The sequence below is a fragment of the Mycobacterium colombiense genome (genome assembly GCF_003284935.1).
GTDB classification, from domain to species: Bacteria; Actinomycetota; Actinomycetes; order Mycobacteriales; family Mycobacteriaceae; genus Mycobacterium; species Mycobacterium arosiense_A.
Genome location: NZ_QMEV01000064.1, coordinates 1 through 26,294, shown reverse-complemented (window position 1 = coordinate 26,294; position 26,294 = coordinate 1). Strand labels below are relative to the sequence as shown.

Here is a 26,294-nt window from a genome sequence, read left to right as displayed (position 1 = left end):
TTTCGCCGATGTCACCGCCGCGGTGCGGGTGGGCGACACCGAGGTGGCCGCCTACCACGCCCGCAACCCGCTGCGCTTCGCCGAGCCGCTGTCGGGCGAACACGGCTGGCGCACACCGGCGCCGACCGGCCCGCCGCTGGAGGAGGTGCGCTCGGCGATCGAAGAGCATCTGCGCGGTGCCACGCGGCGACGCGCGTTCCGGCTCTGGCTGGATGCGCGCCGCGCCGCGCTGGTGGAGCTGGCACCCGGCTACGAGCATCCCGGGGACCCCCGTCAGCCCGACAACACCCACCGGCACTGAGCGCCATGCCCACCCTCGCGCTGGACATCGGTGGCACCAAAATCGCTGCCGCGCTGGTGGATTCGGGTGGGAAGGTGGTGTACACCGCCATCCGTCCCACACCGGTCACCACCGTCCCAGACGACGTCTGGGCCGTCGTCGACGCGACGATCGCCGACGCGCTGGGGGCGGCCGACGCCGCCGTCACAGCGGTGGGGATCGCGTCGGCCGGGCCCATCGATCTGCGCAGCGGATCGGTCAGCCCCATCAACATCGGCAGCTGGGACCGGTTCCCCTTGCGCGACAGGGTCGCCGCGGCGGTGCCCGGGGTGCCGGTGGTGCTGGCCGGCGACGGCGTCTGTATGGCGTTGGGGGAGCACTGGATCGGAGCGGGCAAAACCGCGGGACCCGACGCCCGGTTCCTGCTGGGCATGGTGGTCTCCACCGGGGTCGGCGGCGGCCTGGTGCTCGACGGCGTCCCCTACTCGGGACGCACCGGCAACGCCGGTCACGTCGGTCACGTGGTGGTCGAGCTGGACGGCCGGCCCTGCACCTGCGGCGGCCACGGCTGCGTCGAAACCGTCGCGTCCGGACCGTGGATGGTGCGCTGGGCGCGCGAGAACGGCTGGTCGGCGCCGCCCGACGCCGGCGCCAGCGACCTGGCCGCCGCCGCCGCGGCGGCAGACCCGGTGGCCCAGCGGGCGTTTCACCGCGGGGCCAACGCGCTCGCCGCGATGATCGCCTCGGTCGGCGCGGTGTGCGATCTGGATCTCGTGGTGATCGGGGGAGGCGTGGCCAGATCCGGGCCGCTGCTCTTCGACCCGCTGCGGGCCAGGCTCGCCGACTACGCCGGCCTGGACTTCTTGTCCGGGCTGCGGGTGGTGCCGGGCGAACTCGGCGGTGCGGCCGGTCTGATCGGCGCCGCCCGGCTCGCGGGCCTGGGCTGACCCCGTGCGGGTTTCATGCCAAGGTCGTTGTCATGAACCACAGCATCGACGCGCTCGCGGTCGTGGTCACCGGGCTGCTGGTCGGCGTGGAACTGGCGGTCGCCGTCTTCTTCCATCCGCTGCTCGCCCGGCTGCCCGACGACGCCTTCCGCACGGCGCGCGGCGGCGCAGGCCGGGCGCTGGGCACGACGATGCCCTTCTGGTACGCGATCGTCCTGCTGCTGTTGGTGTCGCTGGCGATCCAGGAGCGCGGCGCCCCGCGCGACTGGCTCTGCGGCATCGCCGCCGGCCTGATGGCCGTGGTGGTGCTGCTGACGGTCACCCTGCTGGTGCCGATCAACAACCGCATCGCGAAATGGCCCAGCACGGGAGGGCTCTCGCGCGAGCTCGCCGCCCGCTGGGATCGACGGCACCGGGTGCGGGTCGTCCTGCTGCTGGCGGTGTTCGTCCTGCTGGCCCTCGCGGTCACCTGAGGCCGCCGTTTTGGCCGACCGGGCCAGGTCGCGCTATCCTGTTGGCCGATCCACCGAAGACCGTCGGTCACCGAGCAATCGGTTGAAGGTCCGGGAGCATCCCGGCGGCCCACGCAGGAGGACGAGGCAACCGCGCCGGCTCGCGCCGGCGCCCTTTCACGCCCCGGCCGCTTCTGCGCCGGGGCGTTCGTCGTTCTTCCGGGGGATCGAGACGACACGTCGCATTGACTTTCACTTCAGGAGGTAGGCATGGCCAGGGCTGACAAGGCCACCGCCGTTGCAGACATCGCCGAGCAGTTCAAGGAATCGACCGCGACCCTGATCACGGAATACCGCGGTCTGACCGTCGCCAACCTGGCCGAGCTGCGGCGCTCGCTCAACGGGGCGGCCACCTACTCGGTGGCCAAGAACACGCTGGTCAAGCGGGCGGCTTCGGAGGCCGGGGTCGAGGGGCTCGACGAGCTTTTCGCCGGCCCGACGGCCATCGCCTTCGTCACCGGGGAACCGGTCGACGCCGCCAAGGCCATCAAGACCTTCGCCAAGGAACACAAGGCGCTGGTCATCAAGGGCGGCTACATGGACGGCCGCGCGCTGACGGTCGCCGAAGTCGAGCGCATCGCCGACCTTGAGTCGCGCGAGGTGCTGCTGGCCAAGCTGGCCGGCGCGATGAAGGGCAACCTGGCCAAGGCGGCCGGGCTGTTCAACGCTCCGGCCTCGCAGGTCGCCCGCCTGGCGGCCGCCCTGCAAGAGAAGAAGGCCGCAGCAGGGCCGGCGGCTCCCGCCGCTGCCGCAGAGTCCGCCGCGGAATCCGCCCCCGAACCCGCTTCGGAAGCACCCGCTGAGGCGCCGGAAACCCCGGCCGACGCCGAATAACAACCACCCCGGAACCTGGGAAAAACAAGGAAGGACCCACACCCATGGCAAAGCTGTCTACTGACGACCTGCTCGACGCCTTCAAGGAGATGACCCTGCTGGAGCTCTCCGACTTCGTGAAGAAGTTCGAGGAGACCTTCGAGGTCACCGCGGCCGCCCCGGTCGCCGTTGCCGCCGCCGGTGGTGGCGCCGCCGGTGGCGCGCCCGCCGAGGCCGCCGAGGAGCAGTCGGAATTCGACGTCATCCTCGAGGCCGCCGGTGACAAGAAGATCGGCGTCATCAAGGTGGTCCGCGAGATCGTCTCCGGCCTGGGCCTCAAGGAGGCCAAGGACCTGGTCGACGGCGCGCCCAAGCCGCTGCTGGAGAAGGTGGCCAAGGAGGCCGCCGACGAGGCCAAGACCAAGCTCGAGGCCGCCGGCGCCACCGTCACCGTCAAGTAAGTCACTGCGCGCAAACCCCCGGGATCGCCATCCCGGGGGTTTCGTGCGCTCAGCGCGCCTGCATCGCCGCGTGCAGCGACCGTGTCACCTGCTCCGGTGAATCGCCAAGGGCCACAAGCAGGTTCGACGTCATCGCGCCCAGCACCGGGACCACCGCCGAGCTGTCATCGCCGTAATAGCCGGCCAGTTCCAGCATGACGAACCCGTGAATCAACGCCCAGAATTGGGCGGCGGTGGCCACCACGGACGCGTCGTCGACGCCGCCTTCCACGGCGCCCGCGGGCGTGATGCGCCCGCCCAGCATGCATCGGTGCACCCCGCGCACCACGTGCGCGAAGCTCGGGTAGTCGCGCTCGATCTCGGCGACCGTCAGCGTCAGCACGTTGTGCGCGGGCGCGTTGATGCCGTGCGCGCTGGTGCTGCCGAACATCAGCCGGTACATGTGCGGGCGCTCGATGGCGTAGCGGCGGTAGGCCGCCCCGATCACGAACAGGTCGGCGACCGGGTCGTCGGTGCGCGGCACGGTCAGCGCGGCGTCGAACTGCCGCAGCCCCTCCTCGGCCACCTCGGCGATGAGCCCGCGCATCCCGCCGAAGTGGGTGTAGACCGCCATCGTGGAGGTCCCCACGGCGCGGGCGACCTTGCGCGTCTGCAGGGCGTCGGGCCCGTCCTCGTCGAGCAGGGCGACCGCCGCGTGCAGCAGCTCCTCGCGGACGCTGCGCTGAACGTCTGAAGTCATCGTTGCCATCTTCTCATCGGCGGCGTACCGTGCCAATAACGCTGAAATAACAATGTTATAGGAGCTCAGCCATGGCGACAGCGGCAACCGTCAAGCCCGGCAATCCCTATCTCGAGGACTTTCTGGCGCCGGTCAGCGCGGAAGTCACCGCGCACGACCTGCGCGTCACCGGACGCATCCCCGACCACCTCGACGGGCGCTACCTCCGCAACGGGCCCAACCCGGTTGCCGAGGTGAACCCGGCCGTCTACCACTGGTTCAGCGGCGACGGCATGGTGCACGGGGTGGCGCTGCGCGACGGCGAGGCGCGCTGGTATCGCAATCGGTGGGTGCGCACCGCCCACGTCTGCGCCGCACTCGGCGAGCCGGCGCCCCGCGGGCTGAACCCGCGGGCCGGCATGCTTTCCGTCGGGCCCAACACCAACGTGCTCAGCCATGCCGGTCAAACGCTCGCGCTCGTGGAAGGGGGCGGGGCGAACTACCGCCTGACCGACGAGCTGGACACCGAGGGGCCCTGCGATTTCGACGGGACGTTGTTCGGGGGATACACCGCCCACCCGCACGCCGATCCGCGGACGGGCGAATTGCACGCGGTCTCCTACGCAATCACCCGCGGGCGGACCGTGCAGTACTCCGTCATCGACACCGCCGGCAGGGCCCGGCGCACGGTGGACATCGAGGTCGGCGGGTCGCCGATGATGCACGACTTCTCGCTGACCGACAACTACGTGGTGCTCTACGACCTGCCGGTGACCTTCGACCCCGTGCAGGTGATGCCGACGAACGTGCCGCGCTGGTTGAGTCTGCCGGCCCGGCTGGTGATGCAGTCGCTCATCGGGCGCGTGCGGGTGCCGGGCCCCATGACGACGGCGATCAACCGCAATCGCGAGCCGATCAACCGGATGCCCTACCGCTGGAACCCCGGCTACCAGGCGCGCATCGGGGTCATGCCCCGCGAGGGCACTAACAACGACATTCGCTGGTTCGACATCGAGCCGTGCTACGTCTACCACCCGCTCAACGCCTACTCCGAGATGCGCGACGGGGCAGAGGTTTTGGTGCTCGACGTGGTGCGCTATTCGCGGATGTTCGACCGTGACCTGCGCGGTCCCGGCGACAGCCGGCCGACGCTGGACCGCTGGACCGTCAACCTGGCCACCGGGGCGGTGACCAGCGAGCGCCGCGACGATCGCCCCCAGGAGTTCCCGCGGATCAACGAGACCCTGCTGGGCGGGCGGCACCGCTTCGGCTACACCATCGGCACCGAAGGCGGTTACCTGTCCGGCGGGGCATCCGCGATGTCCACCGCGGTGTACAAACACGACTACGCCACGGGCTCCAGCGCGGCGGCCGACCTCGATGCCGCCCTCGTGCTCGGCGAGATGTGCTTTGTGCCCAATCCCACCCCCCGCGCCGAGGATGACGGCATCCTGATCGGCTTCGGCTATCACCGCGAGCACGACGAGGGCCAGCTGCTCTTGCTGGACGCGCAGACGCTCGAGCGGGTCGCCACCGTGCACCTGCCGCAGCGGGTTCCGATGGGTTTCCACGGCAACTGGGCGCCCACGGGCTAACGTTTGGCTAACACGTGCGTCAAATAAGTTGTGCCGCCGGGACGTGAGAGTGATCTCAGGACGGTCAATTTATTCCCGCAGTGCTCCGTATCCCTGATGCCGTGTGCCAGCCGTGCGCTACAGTGACTCATGCCACACAAAAGGGCAGGTGGCGGGCACGACTGTCGACGGAAGGATTCCCCATGGGCGTCGCTATCGAGGTGAATGGACTGACGAAGTCCTTCGGCTCCTCGAGAATTTGGGAAGACGTGACGCTGGAAATCCCCGCCGGGGAGGTCAGCGTCCTACTTGGACCATCGGGTACCGGCAAATCGGTTTTCCTGAAGTCCCTGATCGGTTTGTTGCGGCCCGAGCGCGGCTCGGTCGTCATCGACGGCACCGACATCCTGCAATGTACGGCCAAGGAGCTCTACGAGATCCGCACGCTGTTCGGCGTGATGTTCCAGGACGGCGCCCTGTTCGGTTCGATGAACCTGTTCGACAACGCGGCGTTCCCGCTGCGCGAGCACACCAAGAAGAAGGAAGGCGAGATCCGTGACATCGTCATGGAGAAGCTGACCCTGGTCGGCCTCGGTGGCGACGAGAAGAAGTTCCCCGGCGAGATCTCCGGCGGTATGCGCAAGCGCGCCAGCCTGGCCCGCGCCCTGGTGATGGATCCGCAGATCATCCTCTGCGACGAGCCGGACTCCGGTCTGGACCCGGTGCGTACCGCCTACCTGAGCCAGCTGATCCTGGACATCAACGCCCAGATCGACGCCACGGTGCTGATCGTGACCCACAACATCAACATCGCCCGCACCGTGCCGGACAACATGGGCATGCTGTTCCGCCGCAAGCTGGTCATGTTCGGCCCCCGCGAGGTGCTGCTGACCAGCGACGAGCCCGTCGTGCGGCAGTTCCTCAACGGTCGCCGGATCGGACCGATCGGCATGTCCGAGGAAAAGGACGAGGCGACCATGGCCGAAGAGCAGGCCGCGCTGGACGCCGGGCAGCATGCCGGCGGTGTCGAGGAGATCGAGGGTGTGCCCCCGCAGATCGTCGCGTCGCCGGGCATGCCGGAGCGCAAGGCCGTCGCCCGGCGCCAGGCGCGGGTGCGCGAGATCCTGCACACCCTGCCGCAGAAGGCGCAAGCCGCGATCATCGACGACATGGAAGGCACCCACAAGTATCGGGCGCACGAGGTCGGCGACTAGGGGCCCCGGGCTCGCCGGTTTCGCGATAACTCCGCGTAACACGACGGCCCGCCCTCTTGACGGCGGGCCGTAAACGAGCCAGTCTGTTGGGCAGCATGTATCCAGTGGAAAGTCGAGATGCCAGCCAGCGCCGATGTCCCTGGACTGCTAACGCTGGGAAGTTGAGGAATGCGCCGTCCTGCGCTATTGTTGGACGTTGCGCTGGCTACCTCCTGCCCACCTCACCCGCCACCTGACACCGTGGTCTAAGCCTGAGCCCCCTTACGTGGCTTAGTTCTAGTTGCGCGTGAGATCCGGACAGTTCGTTCGCCGGCCGAACCGACACAATTCGCGGCGAGCTGGCCGGTGGTCCCGGCCTTCGTGAGTCGCACGAGGTGCTGGAAGGATGCATCTTGGCAGATTTCCGCCAGAGCAAGACGGATCGCCCACAAAGTTCCTCTAACGGAAGTTCCTCAAACGGCTCCGTGCCGGGAGCGCCCAACCGAGTTTCCTTCGCCAAGCTCCGCGAACCGCTCGAGGTTCCGGGTCTGCTTGACGTGCAGATCGACTCCTTCGAGTGGTTGATCGGCGCGCCGCGGTGGCGCGAGGCCGCCGCCGCCCGCGGGGACGTCACTCCGGTGGGTGGCCTGGAAGAGGTGCTCTACGAGCTCTCGCCGATCGAGGACTTCTCCGGCTCGATGTCGCTGTCGTTCTCCGACCCGCGTTTCGACGAGGTCAAGGCGCCGGTCGACGAGTGCAAAGACAAGGACATGACGTACGCGGCCCCGCTGTTCGTCACGGCCGAGTTCATCAACAACAACACCGGTGAGATCAAGAGCCAGACGGTGTTCATGGGTGACTTCCCGATGATGACCGAGAAGGGCACCTTCATCATCAACGGGACCGAGCGCGTCGTGGTCAGCCAGCTGGTCCGCTCGCCCGGCGTGTACTTCGACGAGACCATCGACAAGTCCACCGAGAAGCTGCTGCACAGCGTCAAGGTGATCCCCAGCCGCGGCGCGTGGCTGGAGTTCGACGTCGACAAGCGCGACACCGTCGGCGTGCGTATCGACCGCAAGCGCCGCCAGCCCGTCACCGTGCTGCTCAAGGCGCTGGGCTGGACCAACGAGCAGATCACCGAACGCTTCGGCTTCTCCGAGATCATGATGTCGACGCTGGAGAAGGACAACACCGCCGGCACCGACGAGGCGCTGCTGGACATCTACCGCAAGCTGCGTCCGGGCGAGCCGCCGACCAAGGAGTCCGCGCAGACCCTGCTGGAGAACCTGTTCTTCAAGGAGAAGCGCTACGACCTGGCCCGCGTGGGCCGCTACAAGGTCAACAAGAAGCTCGGCCTGAACGTCGGCGCGCCGATCACGAGCTCGACGCTGACCGAGGAAGACGTCGTCGCCACCATCGAGTACCTGGTGCGCCTGCACGAGGGCCAGGCCACGATGACGGTCCCCGGCGGCACCGAGGTGCCGGTGGAGACCGACGACATCGACCACTTCGGCAACCGCCGGTTGCGCACTGTGGGCGAGCTGATCCAGAACCAGATCCGGGTCGGCATGTCGCGGATGGAGCGCGTCGTGCGCGAGCGCATGACCACGCAGGACGTCGAGGCCATCACGCCGCAGACCCTGATCAACATCCGGCCGGTCGTCGCCGCGATCAAGGAGTTCTTCGGCACCAGCCAGCTGTCGCAGTTCATGGACCAGAACAACCCGCTGTCCGGGCTGACCCACAAGCGTCGCCTTTCGGCGCTGGGCCCGGGTGGTCTGTCCCGTGAGCGCGCCGGCCTGGAGGTTCGTGACGTCCACCCGTCGCACTACGGCCGCATGTGCCCGATCGAGACCCCGGAGGGTCCGAACATCGGTCTGATCGGCTCGCTGTCGGTGTACGCCCGGGTCAACCCGTTCGGCTTCATCGAGACGCCCTACCGCAAGGTCGTCGACGGTGTGGTCTCCGACGAGATCCACTACCTGACCGCCGACGAGGAGGACCGCCACGTCGTGGCGCAGGCCAACTCGCCGATCGACGCGAACGGCCGGTTCGAGGAGTCACGCGTCCTGGTCCGCCGCAAGGCGGGCGAGGTCGAGTACGTGCCGTCGTCCGAGGTGGATTACATGGACGTGTCGCCGCGCCAGATGGTGTCGGTGGCCACGGCCATGATCCCGTTCCTCGAGCACGACGACGCCAACCGCGCCCTGATGGGTGCCAACATGCAGCGCCAGGCGGTTCCGCTGGTGCGCAGCGAGGCACCGCTGGTGGGCACGGGCATGGAGCTGCGCGCCGCGATCGACGCCGGCGACGTGGTGGTGGCCGACAAGGCCGGGGTGATCGAGGAGGTCTCCGCCGACTACATCACCGTGATGGCCGACGACGGCACCCGGCACACCTACCGGATGCGCAAGTTCGAGCGGTCCAACCACGGCACCTGCGCCAACCAGTCGCCGATCGTTGACACCGGTGAGCGGGTGGAGGCCGGCCAGGTCATCGCCGACGGTCCCTGCACCGAGAACGGCGAGATGGCGCTGGGCAAGAACCTGCTCGTGGCGATCATGCCGTGGGAAGGCCACAACTACGAGGACGCGATCATCCTGTCCAACCGCCTGGTTGAGGAGGACGTGCTCACCTCGATCCACATCGAGGAGCACGAGATCGACGCCCGCGACACCAAGCTGGGCGCCGAGGAGATCACCCGGGACATCCCGAACGTCTCCGACGAGGTGCTGGCCGACCTGGACGAGCGCGGCATCGTGCGCATCGGTGCCGAGGTCCGTGACGGCGACATCCTGGTCGGCAAGGTCACCCCGAAGGGTGAGACCGAGCTGACCCCGGAGGAGCGCCTGCTGCGCGCGATCTTCGGCGAGAAGGCCCGCGAGGTCCGCGACACCTCACTGAAGGTGCCGCACGGCGAGTCCGGCAAGGTCATCGGCATCCGGGTGTTCTCCCGCGAGGACGACGACGAGCTGCCGGCCGGTGTCAACGAGCTGGTGCGCGTCTACGTGGCCCAGAAGCGCAAGATCTCCGACGGCGACAAGCTCGCCGGACGCCACGGGAACAAGGGCGTCATCGGCAAGATCCTGCCGCAGGAGGACATGCCGTTCCTGCCGGACGGCACGCCGGTGGACATCATCCTGAACACCCACGGTGTGCCGCGACGGATGAACATCGGCCAGATCCTGGAGACCCACCTCGGGTGGGTGGCCAAGTCCGGCTGGAACATCGACGGCTCACCCGACTGGGCGGCCAACCTGCCCGAGGACCTGCGGCACGCGCAGCCGGACCAGATCGTGTCGACGCCGGTGTTCGACGGCGCCAAGGAGGAGGAGCTGCAGGGCATGCTGTCCTGCACGCTGCCCAACCGTGACGGTGAGGTCATGGTCAACGGCGACGGCAAGGCGGTGCTGTTCGACGGCCGCAGCGGCGAGCCGTTCCCGTACCCGGTGACCGTCGGCTACATGTACATCATGAAGCTGCACCACCTGGTGGACGACAAGATCCACGCCCGTTCCACCGGTCCGTACTCGATGATCACGCAGCAGCCGCTGGGTGGTAAGGCGCAGTTCGGTGGCCAGCGCTTCGGTGAGATGGAGTGCTGGGCCATGCAGGCCTACGGCGCGGCGTACACGCTGCAGGAGCTGTTGACCATCAAGTCCGACGACACCGTCGGCCGGGTCAAGGTGTACGAGGCGATCGTCAAGGGCGAGAACATCCCGGAGCCGGGTATTCCCGAGTCCTTCAAGGTGTTGCTCAAGGAGCTGCAGTCGCTCTGCCTCAACGTCGAGGTGCTCTCCTCCGACGGTGCGGCGATCGAGTTGCGCGAAGGCGAGGACGAGGACCTCGAGCGGGCAGCGGCGAACCTGGGAATCAACCTGTCCCGCAACGAATCTGCGTCTGTTGAGGATCTGGCTTAGCGGCAATCCCGTTGCAGCCAAGCCAGCCTCGTATTGGTAACTAAACCCGCAAGGGGAAAGGGAGTTACGTGCTCGACGTCAACTTCTTCGATGAACTCCGTATCGGCCTGGCCACCGCGGAGGACATCAGGCAATGGTCTTACGGCGAGGTCAAGAAGCCGGAGACGATCAACTACCGCACGCTGAAGCCGGAGAAGGACGGCCTGTTCTGCGAGAAGATCTTCGGACCGACTCGCGACTGGGAGTGCTACTGCGGCAAGTACAAGCGCGTCCGGTTCAAGGGCATCATCTGTGAGCGCTGTGGCGTCGAGGTGACCCGCGCCAAGGTGCGTCGCGAGCGGATGGGTCACATCGAGCTGGCCGCTCCCGTCACGCACATCTGGTACTTCAAGGGCGTGCCGTCACGGCTGGGGTATCTGCTCGACCTGGCGCCCAAGGATCTCGAGAAGATCATCTACTTCGCCGCCTACGTCATCACCTCGGTCGACGATGAGATGCGCCACAACGAGCTCTCGACGCTCGAGGCCGAAATGATGGTGGAGCGCAAGGCGATTGAGGACCAGCGCGACGCCGACCTGGAGGCCCGGGCACAGAAGCTCGAGGCCGACCTGGCCGAGCTGGAGGCCGAGGGTGCCAAGGCCGACGCGCGCCGCAAGGTTCGCGACGGCGGCGAGCGCGAGATGCGTCAGCTGCGCGACCGGGCCCAGCGCGAGCTGGACCGGCTCGAGGAGATCTGGACGACCTTCACCAAGCTGGCCCCCAAGCAGCTGATCGTCGACGAGAACCTTTACCGCGAGCTGATCGACCGCTTCGGTGAGTACTTCACCGGCGCGATGGGCGCGGAGTCGATCCAGAAGCTGATCGAGAACTTCGACATCGACGCCGAGGCCGAGATCCTGCGCGACGTGATCCGAAACGGCAAGGGGCAGAAGAAGCTTCGCGCCCTCAAGCGGCTCAAGGTGGTCGCCGCGTTCCAGCAGTCGGGTAACTCCCCGATGGGCATGGTGCTCGACGCCGTCCCGGTGATCCCGCCGGAACTGCGCCCGATGGTGCAGCTCGACGGTGGCCGGTTCGCCACGTCGGACCTCAACGACCTGTACCGCCGCGTGATCAACCGCAACAACCGCCTCAAGAGGCTGATCGACCTCGGCGCGCCCGAGATCATCGTCAACAACGAGAAGCGGATGCTGCAGGAGTCGGTGGACGCGCTGTTCGACAACGGCCGTCGCGGCCGCCCGGTCACCGGGCCGGGTAACCGCCCGCTGAAGTCGCTGTCGGACCTGCTCAAGGGTAAGCAGGGCCGGTTCCGCCAGAACCTGCTCGGTAAGCGCGTCGACTACTCGGGCCGTTCGGTCATCGTGGTCGGTCCGCAGCTCAAGCTGCACCAGTGCGGTCTGCCCAAGCTGATGGCGCTGGAGCTGTTCAAGCCGTTCGTGATGAAGCGACTGGTCGACCTCAACCACGCGCAGAACATCAAGAGCGCCAAGCGCATGGTGGAGCGTCAGCGTCCCCAGGTGTGGGATGTCCTCGAAGAGGTCATCGCCGAGCACCCGGTGCTGCTGAACCGCGCACCCACCCTGCACCGCCTGGGTATCCAGGCCTTCGAGCCGATGCTGGTGGAAGGCAAGGCAATCCAGCTGCACCCGCTGGTGTGTGAGGCGTTCAACGCGGACTTCGACGGTGACCAGATGGCGGTGCACCTGCCGCTGTCCGCCGAGGCGCAGGCCGAGGCCCGCATCCTGATGCTGTCGTCCAACAACATCCTGTCGCCCGCGTCGGGCCGTCCGCTGGCCATGCCGCGTCTGGACATGGTGACCGGTCTGTACTACCTGACCACCGAAGTCGACGGCGACAAGGGCGAATTCAAGCCGGCCGCCAAGGACGAGCCCGAAGTCGGGGTGTACTCCTCACCGGCCGAGGCGATCATGGCGTCCGACCGTGGCGTGCTGTCGGTGCGGGCCAAGATCAAGGTGCGGCTGACCCAGTTGCGTCCGCCGGCCGAGATCGAGGCCGAGCTGTTCGGCGCCAACGGCTGGCAGCCGGGCGACGCCTGGATGGCCGAGACCACCTTGGGCCGTGTGCTGTTCAACGAACTGCTGCCGGTGGGCTACCCGTTCGTGAACAAGCAGATGCACAAGAAGGTGCAGGCGTCGATCATCAATGACCTGGCCGAGCGCTACCCGATGATCGTGGTCGCGCAGACCGTGGACAAGCTCAAGGACGCCGGTTTCTACTGGGCGACCCGCAGCGGTGTCACGGTCTCGATGGCCGACGTGCTCGTCCCGCCGCGCAAGAAGGAGATCCTCGACCACTACGAGGAGCGGGCCGAGAAGGTCGAAAAGCAGTTCCAGCGTGGTGCTTTGAACCACGACGAGCGCAACGAGGCGCTGGTGGAGATCTGGAAGGAAGCCACCGACGAGGTCGGCCAGGCGCTGCGTGAGCACTACCCGGCCGACAACCCGATCATCACGATCGTCGACTCGGGCGCCACGGGTAACTTCACCCAGACGCGAACGCTGGCCGGCATGAAGGGTCTGGTGACCAACCCGAAGGGTGAGTTCATCCCGCGTCCGGTCAAGTCCTCGTTCCGTGAGGGCCTGACCGTGCTGGAGTACTTCATCAACACCCACGGCGCTCGAAAGGGCTTGGCGGACACCGCGTTGCGTACCGCCGACTCCGGGTACCTGACCCGTCGTCTGGTGGACGTGAGCCAGGACGTCATCGTCCGCGAGCACGACTGCGAGACCGAGCGCGGCATCCTCGTCGAGCTGGCCGAGCGTCAGCCCGACGGCACGCTGATCCGCGACCCGTACATCGAAACCTCGGCGTACGCACGGACTCTGGGCGCCGACGCGGTCGACGAGGCCGGCAACGTCGTCGTGGCGCGTGGCGAGGACCTGGGTGACCCGTCGATCGAAGCCCTGCTGGCCGCGGGCATCACGCAGATCAAGGTGCGCTCGGTGCTGACGTGCACCACCGGCACCGGCGTGTGCGCGACCTGCTACGGGCGGTCCATGGCCACCGGGAAGCTGGTCGACATCGGCGAGGCCGTCGGTATCGTCGCGGCGCAGTCCATCGGTGAGCCCGGTACCCAGCTGACCATGCGCACCTTCCACCAGGGTGGTGTCGGTGAGGACATCACCGGCGGTCTGCCCCGGGTCCAGGAGCTGTTCGAGGCCCGCATCCCGCGCGGCAAGGCGCCGATCGCCGACGTCACCGGCCGGGTCCGTCTCGAGGACGGTGAGCGGTTCTACAAGATCACCATCGTTCCCGACGACGGCAGCGAAGAGGTCGTGTACGACAAGCTGTCCAAGCGGCAGCGGCTGCGGGTGTTCAAGCACGAGGACGGTTCCGAGCGGGTGCTGTCCGACGGCGACCACGTCGAGGTGGGCCAGCAGCTGATGGAGGGTTCGGCCGACCCGCACGAGGTGCTGCGCGTGCAGGGCCCCCGCGAGGTGCAGATCCACTTGGTCCGCGAGGTCCAGGAGGTCTACCGGGCCCAGGGTGTGTCGATCCACGACAAGCACATCGAGGTGATCGTTCGCCAGATGCTGCGCCGCGTCACCATCATCGACTCGGGCTCGACGGAGTTCCTGCCCGGCTCGCTGATCGACCGTGCGGAGTTCGAGGCGGAGAACCGCCGCGTGGTGGCCGAGGGTGGCGAGCCCGCCGCCGGCCGTCCGGTGCTGATGGGTATCACGAAGGCGTCGCTGGCCACCGACTCGTGGCTTTCTGCGGCGTCGTTCCAGGAGACCACGCGAGTGCTGACCGATGCGGCGATCAACTGCCGCAGCGACAAGCTCAACGGTCTGAAGGAGAACGTGATCATCGGAAAGCTGATCCCGGCCGGTACCGGTATCAACCGGTACCGCAACATCCAGGTGCAGCCGACCGAGGAGGCCCGGGCCGCCGCGTACACGATCCCGTCCTACGAGGATCAGTACTACAGCCCGGACTTCGGCCAGGCCACCGGTGCCGCGGTGCCGCTGGACGACTACGGCTACAGCGACTACCGCTAGTCCACAACGACAAAGCCCCGGGGTTCGCCCCCGGGGCTTTGTCGTGCTCGCCGAACGTGCACCGGCCGCGACTTGCCGGGCGAAATTTCGCACTGAGTGCACGTTCGCCGGCCGTCGGGGCCCGTCATTAGACTGGCCGCGTGCTCATCGGTTCACACGTCCGCAATGACGACCCGCTGGCCGCCGCGCAGGCCGACGGCGCCGACGTGGTGCAGTTCTTCCTCGGCAACCCGCAGAGCTGGAAGAAACCCAAACCCCGCGAGGACGCCGAGGCGCTCAAGGCGTCGACCGTGCCGCTGTACGTCCATGCGCCGTACCTCATCAACGTGGCGTCGGCGAACAACCGCATCCGGATCCCGTCGCGCAAGATCCTGCAGGACACCTGCGACGCGGCCGCGCAGATCAACGCGACGGCGGTCATCGTGCACGGCGGCCACGCCGACGACGACGACATGGAAGCCGGCTTCGAGCGGTGGGTCAAAGCGCTGGACTACCTGGAGTCGGACGTGCAGGTGTATCTGGAGAACACAGCCGGCGGCGACCACGCGATGGCCCGCTATTTCGACACCATCGGCCGGCTGTGGGATCACATCGGCGACAAGGGAATTGGCTTCTGCCTGGACACCTGTCACGCCTGGGCCGCCGGCGAGGCCCTGATCGATGCGGTCGACAGGATCAAGGCCCTGACCGGGCGCATCGACCTGGTGCACTGCAACGACTCGAGGGACGCGGCCGGGTCCGGCGCGGACCGGCACGCCAACTTCGGCACCGGCCAGATCGACCCGCAGCTGCTCGTCGCGGTGGTCGAGGCCGCCGGCGCCCCAGTGATCTGCGAGACCGCGGACGAGGGCCGCAAGGACGACATCGCCTTCCTGCGGGACAACGTCACGGGCTGACCACCCGCTGTTACACCTCTTGTGCAACTGTCGGGAAAATGTAACATTGGGGGCATGTCGGATACGCATGTCGTCACCAACCAGGTCCCGCCCCTGGAGAACCACAACCCCGCCAGTTCCCCGGTGCTCATCGAGGCCCTGATCCGCGAGGGCGGCCAGTGGGGCCTGGACGAGGTGAACGAGGTCGGCGCGCTGTCGGCCACCCACCAGGCGCAGCGGTGGGGCGAGCTCGCCGACCGTAACCGGCCCATCCTGCACACCCACGACCGCAACGGTCACCGCGTCGACGAGGTCGAATACGACCCCGCCTACCACGAACTGATGCGCGCGGCGGTCGCCCACGGCATGCACGCCGCACCGTGGGCCGACGAGCGCCCGGGCGCGCACGTCGTCCGCGCCGCCAAAACGTCGGTGTGGACGGTCGAGCCGGGCCACATCTGCCCGATCTCGATGACGTACGCCGTCGTGCCCGCGCTGCGCTGCAACCCCGACCTGGCCAAGGTGTACGAGCCGCTGCTGACCAGCCGCGAATACGACCCCGAGCTCAGGCTGGCGACCACCAAGCGGGGCATCACCGCGGGCATGTCGATGACGGAGAAGCAGGGCGGCTCCGACGTGCGCGCCGGCACCACCGAGGCGACCCCCAACGCCGACGGCTCCTACAGCCTGACCGGGCACAAGTGGTTCACCTCCGCGCCGATGTGCGACATCTTCCTGGTGCTCGCGCAGGCACCGGGCGGCCTGTCGTGCTTCCTGCTGCCGCGGGTCCTGCCCGACGGCACCCGCAACCGGATGTTCTTGCAGCGGCTCAAGGACAAGCTCGGCAACCACGCCAACGCGTCCAGCGAGGTCGAGTACGACGGTGCGATCGCGTGGCTGGTGGGGGAGGAAGGGCGCGGTGTGCCCACCATCATCGAGATGGTCAACCTCACCCGGCTGGACTGCACCCTGGGCAGCGCCACCAGCATGCGCACGGGTCTGACCCGCGCGATCTACCACGCTCAGCACCGAAAGGCCTTCGGCGCCTACCTGATCGACCAGCCACTGATGCGCAACGTGCTGGCCGACCTGGCCGTCGAGGCGGAGGCGGCCACCATGGTCGCGATGCGGATGGCCGGGGCCACCGACCAGGCCGTGCGCGGCGACCAGCGCGAGGCGCTGCTGCGCCGGATCGGCCTGGCGGCCAGCAAGTACTGGGTGTGCAAGCGCTCCACCCCGCACGCCGCCGAGGCCTTGGAATGCCTGGGCGGCAACGGCTATGTCGAGGACTCGGGCATGCCGCGGCTGTACCGGGAGGCGCCGCTGATGGGCATCTGGGAGGGCTCGGGCAACGTCAGCGCGCTGGACACGTTGCGCGCCATGGCCACTCGCCCCGAATGCGTCGAGGTGCTGTTCGACGAACTCGCCGACGGCGCGGGCCAGGACCCGCGACTGGCCGGTCACGTCTCGCGGCTGCGCGATCAGCTGGCCGACCTGGAGACCATCGCCTACCGCGGCCGCAAGGTCGCCGAAGACATCTGCCTGGCGCTGCAGGGCTCGCTGCTGGTGCGCCACGGCCACCCCGCGGTCGCCGAGGCCTTCCTGACGACCCGGCTCGACCGCCGGTGGGGTGGCGCGTTCGGCACCATGCCCGACGGGCTCGACCTCGCACCGATCCTGGAGCGGGCGCTGGTAAAGGGCTGAGCCACAACATGACTTGCGCCGACGACGATGCAGAGCGAAGCGATGAGGAGGAGCGGCGCCGATGACCCACGCGATCAGGCCGGTGGACTTCGACAACCTCAAGACGATGACCTACGAGGTCACCGACCGGGTTGCCCGCATCACGTTCAACCGGCCGGACAAGGGCAACGCGATCGTCGCCGACACCCCGCTGGAGCTCTCGGCCCTGGTGGAGCGCGCCGACCTCGACCCGAACGTCCACGTCATCCTGGTGTCCGGTCGGGGCGAGGGCTTCTGCGCGGGCTTCGACCTGAGCGCCTACGCCGATCGCACCGGCTCGGCCGGCGGCACCGGCGCGTATCAGGGGACGGTGCTGGACGGAAAGACCCAGGCGGTCAACCATGTGCCGGATCAGCCGTGGGACCCGATGATCGACTATCAGATGATGAGCCGCTTCGTGCGCGGCTTCTCCAGCCTGATGCACGCCGACAAGCCGACGGTGGTCAAGATCCACGGCTACTGCGTGGCCGGCGGCACCGACATCGCGCTGCACGCCGATCAGGTGATCGCCGCCGCCGACGCCAAGATCGGCTACCCGCCCACCCGGGTGTGGGGCGTTCCCGCGGCCGGCCTGTGGGCGCACCGGCTCGGCGACGCGCGCGCGAAAAGGCTGTTGTTCACCGGTGATTGCATCACCGGCGCGCAGGCCGCCGAGTGGGGATGGGCGGTCGAGGCGCCGGATCCGGGCGACCTCGACGAGCGCACCGAGCGGCTGGTCGAGCGGATCGCCGCGGTGCCGGTCAACCAGCTGATCATGGTCAAGCTCGCGCTGAATTCCGCGCTGCTGCAACAGGGCGTGGCGACCAGCAGGATGGTCAGCACGGTGTTCGACGGCGTCGCGCGGCACACGCCCGAGGGCCACGCCTTCGTCGCCGACGCGGTCGAGCACGGCTTCCGCGAGGCGGTGCGACATCGCGATGAACCGTTTGGCGACCATGGCCGCCGCGCGTCCGGGGTGTAGCCGTGCCGGACCTGACAGCGCGGTCGGTGGTGCTCAGCGTGCTGCTCGGCGCGCACCCCGCCCACGCCCGGGCCAACGAATTGGTCCGGCTCACTGCCGATTTCGGCATCAAGGAGTCGACGCTGCGGGTTGCGCTGACCCGCATGGTCGGCGCCGGTGACCTGATCCGCTCGGCGGACGGCTACCGGCTCTCGGATCGCCTGTTGGCCCGTCAGCGGCGCCAGGACGATGCCATCGACCCGCGGGTACACCCGTGGAGCGGGGAGTGGATCACGCTCATCGTGACCAGCGTGGGCAAGGACGCGCGGACCCGGGCGGCCCTGCGAACGACCTTGCACGACAAGCGTTTCGGTGAGCTTCGCGAAGGCGTTTGGATGCGCCCCGACAACATCGACGCGGGACCCGGTCCCGAGGTCGCGGCCCAGGCGCGGGTGCTGCGGGCGCGCGACGACGACCCCGCCGAGCTGGCCGGTCAGCTGTGGGACCTGCCCGCCTGGGCGCGGATCGGTCACGAGCTGCTCGACGAGATGGCCGCCGCGCCAGACATTCCCGGCCGCTTCGTGGTGGCGGCCGCGATGGTGCGCCACCTGCTCACCGATCCGGTGTTGCCCGACGAGCTACTGCCGGCCGGCTGGCCGGGCGCCCGGCTCCGGGCGGCCTACCACGACTTCGCCGCTGAGCTGCTCCAGCGGCGCGAACCACTATTTGCGGAGGCGACATGACTGATCCGGTGCGGGTCGAGCGCAACGGCCCGGTGACCACAGTGATCATCAACCGGCCGAACGCGCGCAACGCGGTCAACGGCCCGACGGCCGCCGCGCTGTACGCGGCCTTCGAGGAGTTCGACCGCGACGACTCCGCATCGGTGGCCGTGCTGTGGGGCGAGGGCGGAACCTTCTGCGCCGGAGCCGATCTGAAGGCCTTCGGCACGCCGGACGCCAACGCTGTGCACCGCAGCGGCCCCGGCCCGATGGGCCCGACGCGGATGGTGCTGTCCAAGCCGGTCATCGCCGCGGTGAGCGGTTACGCCGTCGCCGGGGGCCTGGAGCTGGCGATCTGGTGCGACCTGCGGGTCGCCGAGGAGGACGCGGTGTTCGGCGTGTTCTGCCGGCGCTGGGGGGTCCCGCTGATCGACGGCGGCACCGTGCGGCTGCCCCGGCTGATCGGCCACAGCCGCGCGATGGACATGATCCTCACCGGCCGCGCGGTGGCCGCCGCCGAGGCCCAGGCCATCGGGTTGGCGAATCGTGTTGTCCCCAAAGGTCAATCGCGCCAGGCCGCCGAGGGATTGGCGGCCCAACTGGCGGCGCTGCCGCAGCAGTGCCTGCGCTCCGACCGGCACTCGGCGTTACATCAGTGGGGGACAACGGAATCCGACGCGCTCGACTTCGAATTCGCCAGCATCTCCCGGGTGGCCGCGGAGGCGAACGAAGGGGCCGGGCGCTTCGCGGCGGGCGCCGGCCGGCACGGTGCGCCGGCCGGCTGACGCCTCAGCTGCCCTTGTTGATCGTGTTGCTCTGGCCGATCTTGTCGACCTTGGGGTCACCGTCTTTGTAGGTGATGGTGTTGTTCATGCCCAGCACCGTGATGCGGGTGTTGACCTTGTCGAAGGTGATCTTGTTGTTGGTCCCGGTGACGGTGGCCGTCTCACAGGTGCCCGTGATGGTCAGGGTGTTGTCCGAGCCGCCGACGTTCAGCGACTTGCCGCTGGCGCAGTCCAGCGTGGCGGTGGTGCCCATCGATCCGTAATTGATCGTGTTGCCGATCTCGATGGACGCGGTGGTGCTGGCCCCGCTGGATCCCGTGGTCGGCGCGGCGCCCGCACTGGTCGTCGTCGTGGTCTTCGTGGTGGTCGTCGAAGTGCCGGCCGGCGGGTTGGCCGTCGAACTGCAGCCGGCCAGCACCAGGGCCGCGGCGGCCGGCGTCACGGCGAGCACGGCCAGGCGCTGCGAACGGTCACGGATGTAGGCCATGTGTCCTCGATTCCCCTCGATTCCGATGATGGTGTGCGGCGTGGCTCAGCCCGGCACCTGCTGCAGCCGGTTGGTCATGCCCAGTTCGCGGCCGCGGTCCCACAGGGCGGGCTGGCCGTTCTTGTAGAACACCGTCTGGTTGTAGCCGTACACGGTGATGTCGTGCGAAACCGAGTCGGCGATGACGGTGTTCGACGAACCCATCACCGTCACGGCGTAGCAGTTGCCGAGCGCGGTGACGGTGATGCCGGAGCCGTTGACCATCAGCGTGGCGTCGTTGCAGTCGATCGTCTGCTCGATGTCCTGCCCGATCACGTGGGTGTCGCCGTTCTTGGCCTGCGCGATGCCCGCTGGGGCGGCGGCGCCGGCGACGACGATGACACAGATGGCCAGTGACCCGGCGACAGTCGTCCACTTCACTGCGGGCCCCCTTTTTCGACGGGTCGGCTGCTCGAGACGAGCAAGCATGACATTACGTGCATTTGCCTGCCCGGTGGCAGAGTTTATTTTCCTTCGCCGCGCCCCCCGTATCGCCTCCGGGCGATGAATGTCCGGGCGGGCGTCAACTAGAGTCATTAGTTAATCGCAACCCGTTCACGCAATCGAAGGGCGACCGCCATGGCAGCTCCACCGGATCCGCCGTCGGCGGCCGGACGCCAACGCGCGGGACGGCCCGCGTCCCGTCCGGCCAAGCTCAGCCGGGACGGGATCATCGACGGCGCGCTGACGTTCCTGGATCGCGAGGGATGGGACGCCCTGACGATCAACGCGCTGGCGATGCAGCTGGGCACCAAGGGCCCGTCGCTGTACAACCACGTGGACAGCCTGGAGGACCTGCGCCGCGCGGTGCGGATCCGCGTGATCGACGACATCATCATGATGCTCAACCGGGTCGGCGAGGGCCGCGCCCGCGACGACGCGGTGTTGGTGATGGCGGGGGCCTACCGCAGTTACGCCCACCACCACCCGGGCCGCTACTCGGCCTTCACCCGGATGCCGCTGGGCGGTGACGATCCCGAGTACACCGCCGCGACCCGTGGGGCGGCCGCGCCGGTGATCGCCGTGCTCTCGTCCTACGGCCTGGACGGCGAGGCGGCCTTCCATGCGGCGCTGGAGTTCTGGTCCGCCCTGCACGGCTTCGTTTTGCTGGAGATGACGGGCGTGATGGACGACATCGACACCGACGCGTTGTTCTCCGACATGGTGCTGCGGCTGGCGGCCGGTCTGGAAAGGCGCACCGCCGCCGATGGTGCGCGCTACTAGCCGGATAGCCTCCGCCGTCGCTTTGACCTGCGAGACCGGCGGCGGGTATTGTGGTCCCTCGTGCCTGGCGGCTTACGGCGCCTAACCGTAAGGGAGTGGATGCCGGGCGAATTCGCGTGTCCACGAAGCATCGGACCTTCTCCGGTGCGCAGCGCATGCGACACACCCGGACGCGGGGTGACGCGGACGGGCATAACTGCAGTACACAGACTTGAAAACGCTAGAAGTATGCCGAACACGAACACAGAAAGCCGGTAGATGCCAACCATTCAGCAGCTGGTCCGCAAGGGTCGCCGCGACAAGGTCGCCAAGGTCAAGACCGCGGCCCTGAAGGGCAGCCCGCAGCGCCGTGGCGTATGCACCCGCGTGTACACCACCACCCCGAAGAAGCCGAACTCGGCGCTTCGGAAGGTCGCCCGCGTGAAGCTGACGAGCCAGGTTGAGGTCACGGCCTACATCCCCGGCGAGGGCCACAACCTGCAGGAGCACTCGATGGTGCTGGTGCGTGGTGGTCGTGTGAAGGACCTGCCCGGTGTCCGGTACAAGATCATCCGCGGATCGCTGGACACCCAGGGTGTCAAGAACCGCAAGCAGGCTCGCAGCCGTTACGGCGCCAAGAAGGAGAAGAGCTGATGCCGCGCAAGGGGCCCGCGCCGAAGCGTCCGTTGGTCAATGACCCGGTTTACGGGTCGCAGCTGGTGACGCAGCTGGTGAACAAAGTTCTGCTGGACGGGAAGAAATCGCTGGCCGAGCGCATTGTTTATGGTGCGCTCGAACAGGCCCGCGACAAGACTGGCACCGACCCGGTGATCACGCTCAAGCGGGCGATGGACAACGTCAAACCCTCCCTCGAGGTGCGCAGCCGCCGTGTCGGTGGCGCTACCTACCAGGTCCCGGTCGAGGTGCGTCCGGATCGCTCGGTCACGCTGGCACTGCGCTGGCTGGTCAGCTTCTCCAAGCAGCGCCGCGAGAAGACCATGGTCGAACGACTGGCCAACGAGATCCTGGACGCCAGCAACGGCCTCGGAGCCGCCGTCAAGCGGCGCGAGGACACCCACAAGATGGCCGAGGCCAACCGCGCCTTCGCGCACTATCGCTGGTAGGGGGCGGCGTCCAACGGCAGTGCGGCCGGGCGCAAACCGACAGCGAACTAACCAAGCAATCGAAAGAGTGGGAAGACTTCTGTGGCACAGAAGGACGTGCTGACCGACCTCACCAAGGTCCGCAACATCGGCATCATGGCGCACATCGACGCCGGCAAGACGACGACGACCGAGCGCATCCTCTACTACACCGGTATCAGCTACAAGATCGGTGAGGTGCACGACGGCGCCGCCACCATGGACTGGATGGAGCAGGAGCAGGAGCGGGGGATCACCATCACCTCCGCGGCCACCACCTGCTTCTGGAAAGACAACCAGATCAACATCATCGACACCCCCGGGCACGTCGACTTCACCGTCGAGGTGGAGCGCAGCCTGCGCGTGCTCGACGGTGCCGTGGCCGTCTTCGACGGCAAGGAGGGCGTCGAGCCGCAGTCCGAGCAGGTGTGGCGCCAGGCCGACAAGTACGACGTCCCGCGCATCTGCTTCGTCAACAAGATGGACAAGATCGGGGCCGACTTCTACTTCTCCGTGAAGACCATGGAGGAGCGTCTCGGCGCCAACGCCATCCCGATCCAGCTGCCCGTGGGCTCCGAGGGTGACTTCGAGGGCATCGTCGACCTGGTCGAGATGAACGCCAAGGTGTGGCGCGGCGAGACGAAGCTGGGCGAGACCTACGACACCATCGAGATCCCCGCCGAGCTGGCCGAGAAGGCCGAGGAATACCGCACCAAGCTGCTCGAGGCCGTCGCCGAGACCGACGAGGCGCTGCTGGACAAGTACCTCGGCGGCGAAGAGCTCACGGTGGCCGAGATCAAGGCCGCCATCCGCAAGCTGACCATCAGCTCGGAGGCCTACCCGGTGCTGTGCGGCAGCGCCTTCAAGAACAAGGGTGTGCAGCCGATGCTGGACGCCGTCATCGACTACCTGCCCTCGCCGCTGGACGTGCCGCCGGCCGTCGGCCACGCCCCGGGCAAGGAGGACGACGAGGTCACCCGCAACCCGTCGACCGACGAGCCGTTCTCCGCGCTCGCGTTCAAGGTGGCGACGCACCCGTTCTTCGGCAAGCTGACCTACGTCCGGGTGTACTCGGGCAAGGTCGACTCCGGCAGCCAGGTCATCAACGCCACCAAGGGCAAGAAGGAGCGGCTGGGCAAGCTGTTCCAGATGCACTCCAACAAGGAGAACCCGGTGGGGACCGCCTCGGCGGGTCACATCTACGCCGTGATCGGGCTCAAGGACACCACCACCGGTGACACCCTGAGCGACCCGAACCAGCAGATCGTGCTGGAGTCGATGACCTTCCCCGACCCGGTCATCGAGGTGGCCATCGAGCCCAAGACGAAGAGCGACCAGGAGAAGCTGTCGCTGTCGATCCAGAAGCTCGCCGAGGAAGACCCGACCTTCAAGGTGCACCTGGACCAGGAGACCGGCCAGACCGTCATCGGCGGCATGGGCGAGCTGCACCTGGACATCCTGGTGGACCGGATGCGCCGCGAGTTCAAGGTCGAGGCCAACGTCGGTAAGCCGCAGGTGGCCTACAAGGAGACCATCAAGCGGGCCGCGAACAACGTCGAGTTCACCCACAAGAAGCAGACGGGTGGCTCGGGTCAGTTCGCGAAGGTGATCATCAACCTCGAGCCGTTCACCGGCGAGGACGGTGCGACCTACGAGTTCGAGAACAAGGTGACCGGTGGGCGCATCCCCAGGGAGTACATCCCGTCGGTGGACGCCGGTGCCCAAGACGCCATGCAGTACGGCGTGCTGGCCGGCTACCCGCTGGTGAACCTGAAGGTCACCCTGCTCGACGGGGCGTTCCACGAGGTCGATTCGTCGGAAATGGCCTTCAAGATCGCCGGTTCCCAGGTGCTGAAAAAGGCTGCGCAGCAAGCACAGCCGGTCATCCTGGAACCGATCATGGCCGTCGAGGTCACCACGCCCGAGGACTACATGGGCGACGTGATCGGCGACTTGAACTCCCGCCGTGGCCAGATCCAGGCCATGGAGGAGCGGAGCGGTGCGCGCGTGGTCAAGGCGCATGTGCCGCTGTCGGAGATGTTCGGCTACGTCGGCGACCTGCGGTCCAAGACCCAAGGCCGGGCGAACTACTCCATGGTCTTCGACTCCTACGCCGAAGTGCCGGCGAACGTGTCAAAGGAGATCATCGCGAAGGCGACGGGCCAGTGAGAAAGCCCTCGGAGTAATCTTGCCCGGTTACAACCGCGGCACAACGGAAAACACCAACACTGCTTTAACAAGCACCAACTAGTCCAGGAGGACACAGAAGTGGCGAAGGCGAAGTTCGAGCGGACGAAGCCGCACGTCAACATCGGGACCATTGGTCACGTTGACCACGGCAAGACCACGCTGACCGCGGCTATCACCAAGGTTCTGCACGACAAGTACCCCAACCTGAACGAGTCGCGCGCATTCGACCAGATCGACAACGCGCCCGAAGAGCGTCAGCGCGGTATCACCATCAACATCTCCCACGTGGAGTACCAGACGGAGAAGCGTCACTACGCGCACGTCGACGCCCCGGGTCACGCCGACTACATCAAGAACATGATCACCGGTGCGGCCCAGATGGACGGCGCGATCCTGGTGGTCGCCGCCACCGATGGCCCGATGCCGCAGACCCGCGAGCACGTGCTGCTGGCCCGCCAGGTGGGTGTGCCCTACATCCTGGTCGCGCTGAACAAGGCCGACATGGTCGACGACGAGGAGCTGCTCGAGCTCGTCGAGATGGAGGTCCGCGAGCTGCTGGCCGCCCAGGAGTTCGACGAGGACGCCCCCGTCGTGCGGGTCTCGGCGCTCAAGGCGCTCGAGGGTGACGCCAAGTGGGTCGAGTCGGTCGAGCAGCTGATGGAGGCCGTCGACGAGTCCATCCCGGACCCGGTCCGCGAGACGGAGAAGCCGTTCCTGATGCCCGTCGAGGACGTCTTCACCATCACCGGTCGTGGCACCGTGGTCACCGGTCGTGTCGAGCGCGGCATCATCAACGTCAACGAAGAGGTCGAGATCGTCGGCATCAAGCCGACCAGCACCAAGACCACCGTCACCGGCGTGGAGATGTTCCGCAAGCTGCTCGACCAGGGTCAGGCCGGCGACAACGTCGGGCTGTTGCTGCGCGGTATCAAGCGTGAGGACGTCGAGCGCGGTCAGGTCGTGACCAAGCCCGGCACCACCACGCCGCACACCGAGTTCGAGGGCCAGGTCTACATCCTGTCCAAGGACGAGGGCGGCCGGCACACGCCGTTCTTCAACAACTACCGCCCGCAGTTCTACTTCCGCACCACCGACGTGACCGGTGTGGTGACGCTGCCGGAGGGCACCGAAATGGTGATGCCCGGTGACAACACCAACATCTCGGTGAAGCTGATCCAGCCCGTCGCCATGGACGACGGCCTGCGGTTCGCGATCCGTGAGGGTGGCCGCACCGTCGGCGCCGGCCGGGTCGTCAAGATCATCAAGTAGTTCGAACCACCGCAAAGCCCGGATCGCCGCCTCGGCGATCCGGGCTTTGTGCTTCTGCGCCCGGGCAACGCGGGAGAAATCAAGCGGCGGGGCCGCCGGCTGGTTTAGGATTTGCTCATAATTCTGCTGACGCCTAGGCGTGCGGGGAGGTGCCGATGTCATACGTTCAAGCGACTCCCGAATTCGTGGCGGCGGCCGCGGGGGACCTGGCCCGGATCGGGTCGACGATCACCTCCGCCAACACCGCCGCGCTCGGACCGACCTCGGGCGTGCTGGCGCCCGGCGCCGACGAGGTGTCGGCGAGCATCGCCGCCCTGTTCGATGCGCATTCCCAGGTCTATCAGGCGCTGAGCGCACAGGCGGCCGCGTTCCACAGCCAGTTCGTGCAGTTGATGAACGGTGGTGCGGCGCAGTATGCGTTCGCCGAGGCCGCCAACACCTCGCCCCTGCAGAGCGCGGCGG

The 26,294-nt window shown here is 67.6% G+C and carries 22 protein-coding genes and 1 pseudogene; 20 read left to right on the top strand and 3 right to left on the bottom strand.

The window, feature by feature from the left end; translation table 11 throughout:
- The 5 genes and pseudogenes from DQP57_RS21510 to rplL form a co-directional block, all read left to right on the top strand.
- Positions 1-301: pseudogene (locus DQP57_RS21510) on the top strand (malonyl CoA-ACP transacylase); the annotation flags it as partial.
- A 5-nt stretch (positions 302-306) separates the two neighbouring features.
- On the top strand, positions 307-1,227 hold the full coding sequence (locus DQP57_RS21505) for an ROK family protein (RefSeq protein WP_112634700.1): 921 nt from the start codon (positions 307-309) through the stop codon (positions 1,225-1,227).
- 32 nt (positions 1,228-1,259) lie between these two features.
- Entirely contained in the window at positions 1,260-1,700 is a 441-nt protein-coding gene (locus DQP57_RS21500) for an anthrone oxygenase family protein (RefSeq protein WP_112634699.1), read from the top strand.
- Between the two features lie 249 nt (positions 1,701-1,949).
- On the top strand, positions 1,950-2,573 hold the full coding sequence (rplJ, locus tag DQP57_RS21495; protein ID WP_112634698.1) for a 50S ribosomal protein L10: 624 nt from the start codon (positions 1,950-1,952) through the stop codon (positions 2,571-2,573).
- 44 nt (positions 2,574-2,617) lie between these two features.
- Positions 2,618-3,013, top strand: a complete 396-nt coding sequence (rplL, locus tag DQP57_RS21490) for a 50S ribosomal protein L7/L12 (RefSeq protein WP_066869254.1) — start codon at positions 2,618-2,620, stop codon at positions 3,011-3,013.
- Positions 3,014-3,062: 49 nt separating this feature from the next.
- Here the strand turns inward: rplL and DQP57_RS21485 are convergent, their stop codons facing one another.
- Complete coding sequence (locus tag DQP57_RS21485; RefSeq protein ID WP_112634697.1) at positions 3,063-3,752, bottom strand: TetR/AcrR family transcriptional regulator; 690 nt, start codon at positions 3,750-3,752, stop codon at positions 3,063-3,065.
- A 71-nt stretch (positions 3,753-3,823) separates the two neighbouring features.
- On the opposite strand from DQP57_RS21485, the gene DQP57_RS21480 reads away from it, so the two are divergent.
- The 9 genes from DQP57_RS21480 (at position 3,824) to DQP57_RS21435 (ending at position 19,502) form a co-directional block, all read left to right on the top strand.
- The gene (locus DQP57_RS21480) at positions 3,824-5,326 is read left to right on the top strand and encodes a carotenoid oxygenase family protein (protein ID WP_112634696.1); all 1,503 of its coding nucleotides are present in this window, start codon (positions 3,824-3,826) and stop codon (positions 5,324-5,326) included.
- 182 nt (positions 5,327-5,508) lie between these two features.
- The gene (locus DQP57_RS21475; protein ID WP_007767822.1) at positions 5,509-6,519 is read left to right on the top strand and encodes an ABC transporter ATP-binding protein; all 1,011 of its coding nucleotides are present in this window, start codon (positions 5,509-5,511) and stop codon (positions 6,517-6,519) included.
- A gap of 392 nt (positions 6,520-6,911) precedes the next feature.
- On the top strand, positions 6,912-10,418 hold the full coding sequence (locus tag DQP57_RS21465; RefSeq protein ID WP_112634695.1) for a DNA-directed RNA polymerase subunit beta: 3,507 nt from the start codon (positions 6,912-6,914) through the stop codon (positions 10,416-10,418).
- Between the two features lie 68 nt (positions 10,419-10,486).
- The gene (locus DQP57_RS21460; protein WP_112634694.1) at positions 10,487-14,437 is read left to right on the top strand and encodes a DNA-directed RNA polymerase subunit beta'; all 3,951 of its coding nucleotides are present in this window, start codon (positions 10,487-10,489) and stop codon (positions 14,435-14,437) included.
- 140 nt (positions 14,438-14,577) lie between these two features.
- Positions 14,578-15,333, top strand: a complete 756-nt coding sequence (locus DQP57_RS21455; RefSeq protein ID WP_112634693.1) for a deoxyribonuclease IV — start codon at positions 14,578-14,580, stop codon at positions 15,331-15,333.
- 54 nt (positions 15,334-15,387) lie between these two features.
- Positions 15,388-17,016: an acyl-CoA dehydrogenase family protein gene (locus tag DQP57_RS21450; protein WP_112634692.1), complete on the top strand. Its 1,629-nt coding sequence runs from the start codon at positions 15,388-15,390 to the stop codon at positions 17,014-17,016.
- A 61-nt stretch (positions 17,017-17,077) separates the two neighbouring features.
- Positions 17,078-18,016 (top strand): crotonase/enoyl-CoA hydratase family protein, encoded by a 939-nt coding sequence (locus tag DQP57_RS21445; protein WP_112634691.1) that lies wholly within the window; start codon positions 17,078-17,080, stop codon positions 18,014-18,016.
- A 2-nt stretch (positions 18,017-18,018) separates the two neighbouring features.
- Positions 18,019-18,738, top strand: a complete 720-nt coding sequence (locus tag DQP57_RS21440; protein WP_112634690.1) for a PaaX family transcriptional regulator C-terminal domain-containing protein — start codon at positions 18,019-18,021, stop codon at positions 18,736-18,738.
- Complete coding sequence (locus DQP57_RS21435) at positions 18,735-19,502, top strand: crotonase/enoyl-CoA hydratase family protein (protein WP_112634689.1); 768 nt, start codon at positions 18,735-18,737, stop codon at positions 19,500-19,502. The genes DQP57_RS21440 and DQP57_RS21435 overlap by 4 nt, the downstream gene beginning before the upstream one ends.
- A 4-nt stretch (positions 19,503-19,506) precedes the next feature.
- On the opposite strand, the gene DQP57_RS21430 is transcribed toward DQP57_RS21435, so the two are convergent.
- The gene (locus DQP57_RS21430) at positions 19,507-19,989 is read right to left on the bottom strand and encodes a DUF3060 domain-containing protein (RefSeq protein WP_112634688.1); all 483 of its coding nucleotides are present in this window, start codon (positions 19,987-19,989) and stop codon (positions 19,507-19,509) included.
- Between the two features lie 45 nt (positions 19,990-20,034).
- Positions 20,035-20,409 (bottom strand): DUF3060 domain-containing protein, encoded by a 375-nt coding sequence (locus DQP57_RS21425; RefSeq protein ID WP_112634687.1) that lies wholly within the window; start codon positions 20,407-20,409, stop codon positions 20,035-20,037.
- A 198-nt stretch (positions 20,410-20,607) separates the two neighbouring features.
- Here DQP57_RS21425 and DQP57_RS21420 point away from each other — a divergent pair, with 198 nt between their 5' ends.
- The 6 genes from DQP57_RS21420 to DQP57_RS21395 all read left to right on the top strand — a co-directional run.
- The gene (locus tag DQP57_RS21420; RefSeq protein ID WP_112634686.1) at positions 20,608-21,252 is read left to right on the top strand and encodes a TetR/AcrR family transcriptional regulator; all 645 of its coding nucleotides are present in this window, start codon (positions 20,608-20,610) and stop codon (positions 21,250-21,252) included.
- A 258-nt stretch (positions 21,253-21,510) separates the two neighbouring features.
- Positions 21,511-21,885 carry a 30S ribosomal protein S12 gene (rpsL, locus tag DQP57_RS21415; RefSeq protein WP_007767794.1) on the top strand — a complete coding sequence of 125 codons (375 nt, stop codon included), beginning with the start codon at positions 21,511-21,513 and terminating at the stop codon, positions 21,883-21,885.
- A complete protein-coding gene (rpsG, locus tag DQP57_RS21410; protein WP_066869309.1) occupies positions 21,885-22,355 on the top strand; it encodes a 30S ribosomal protein S7 in 471 nt (156 codons plus the stop codon). The genes rpsL and rpsG overlap by 1 nt, the downstream gene beginning before the upstream one ends.
- Positions 22,356-22,436: 81 nt before the next feature.
- Positions 22,437-24,542: an elongation factor G gene (fusA, locus tag DQP57_RS21405; protein ID WP_112634685.1), complete on the top strand. Its 2,106-nt coding sequence runs from the start codon at positions 22,437-22,439 to the stop codon at positions 24,540-24,542.
- A gap of 99 nt (positions 24,543-24,641) precedes the next feature.
- On the top strand, positions 24,642-25,832 hold the full coding sequence (gene tuf / locus DQP57_RS21400) for an elongation factor Tu (RefSeq protein ID WP_044483827.1): 1,191 nt from the start codon (positions 24,642-24,644) through the stop codon (positions 25,830-25,832).
- A gap of 155 nt (positions 25,833-25,987) precedes the next feature.
- Positions 25,988-26,294 (top strand): PE family protein (locus DQP57_RS21395; RefSeq protein WP_240631841.1); only part of this gene is annotated, 307 nt, incomplete at its 3' end.

Excerpts from the sequence above, each read along its gene's own strand:
- DQP57_RS21475 (WP_007767822.1), top strand. The coding sequence starts at position 5,509 with ATGGGCGTCGCTATCGAGGTGAATGGACTGACGAAGTCCTTCGGCTCC.
- rplL (WP_066869254.1), top strand. The coding sequence starts at position 2,618 with ATGGCAAAGCTGTCTACTGACGACCTGCTCGACGCCTTCAAGGAGATG.
- DQP57_RS21480 (WP_112634696.1), top strand. The coding sequence starts at position 3,824 with ATGGCGACAGCGGCAACCGTCAAGCCCGGCAATCCCTATCTCGAGGAC.
- DQP57_RS21485 (WP_112634697.1), bottom strand. The coding sequence starts at position 3,752 with ATGACTTCAGACGTTCAGCGCAGCGTCCGCGAGGAGCTGCTGCACGCG.
- rpsG (WP_066869309.1), top strand. The coding sequence starts at position 21,885 with ATGCCGCGCAAGGGGCCCGCGCCGAAGCGTCCGTTGGTCAATGACCCG.
- DQP57_RS21420 (WP_112634686.1), top strand. The coding sequence starts at position 20,608 with ATGGCAGCTCCACCGGATCCGCCGTCGGCGGCCGGACGCCAACGCGCG.
- DQP57_RS21500 (WP_112634699.1), top strand. The coding sequence starts at position 1,260 with ATGAACCACAGCATCGACGCGCTCGCGGTCGTGGTCACCGGGCTGCTG.
- DQP57_RS21430 (WP_112634688.1), bottom strand. The coding sequence starts at position 19,989 with ATGGCCTACATCCGTGACCGTTCGCAGCGCCTGGCCGTGCTCGCCGTG.
- rplJ (WP_112634698.1), top strand. The coding sequence starts at position 1,950 with ATGGCCAGGGCTGACAAGGCCACCGCCGTTGCAGACATCGCCGAGCAG.
- DQP57_RS21445 (WP_112634691.1), top strand. The coding sequence starts at position 17,078 with ATGACCCACGCGATCAGGCCGGTGGACTTCGACAACCTCAAGACGATG.
- DQP57_RS21435 (WP_112634689.1), top strand. The coding sequence starts at position 18,735 with ATGACTGATCCGGTGCGGGTCGAGCGCAACGGCCCGGTGACCACAGTG.
- DQP57_RS21450 (WP_112634692.1), top strand. The coding sequence starts at position 15,388 with ATGTCGGATACGCATGTCGTCACCAACCAGGTCCCGCCCCTGGAGAAC.
- DQP57_RS21505 (WP_112634700.1), top strand. The coding sequence starts at position 307 with ATGCCCACCCTCGCGCTGGACATCGGTGGCACCAAAATCGCTGCCGCG.
- rpsL (WP_007767794.1), top strand. The coding sequence starts at position 21,511 with ATGCCAACCATTCAGCAGCTGGTCCGCAAGGGTCGCCGCGACAAGGTC.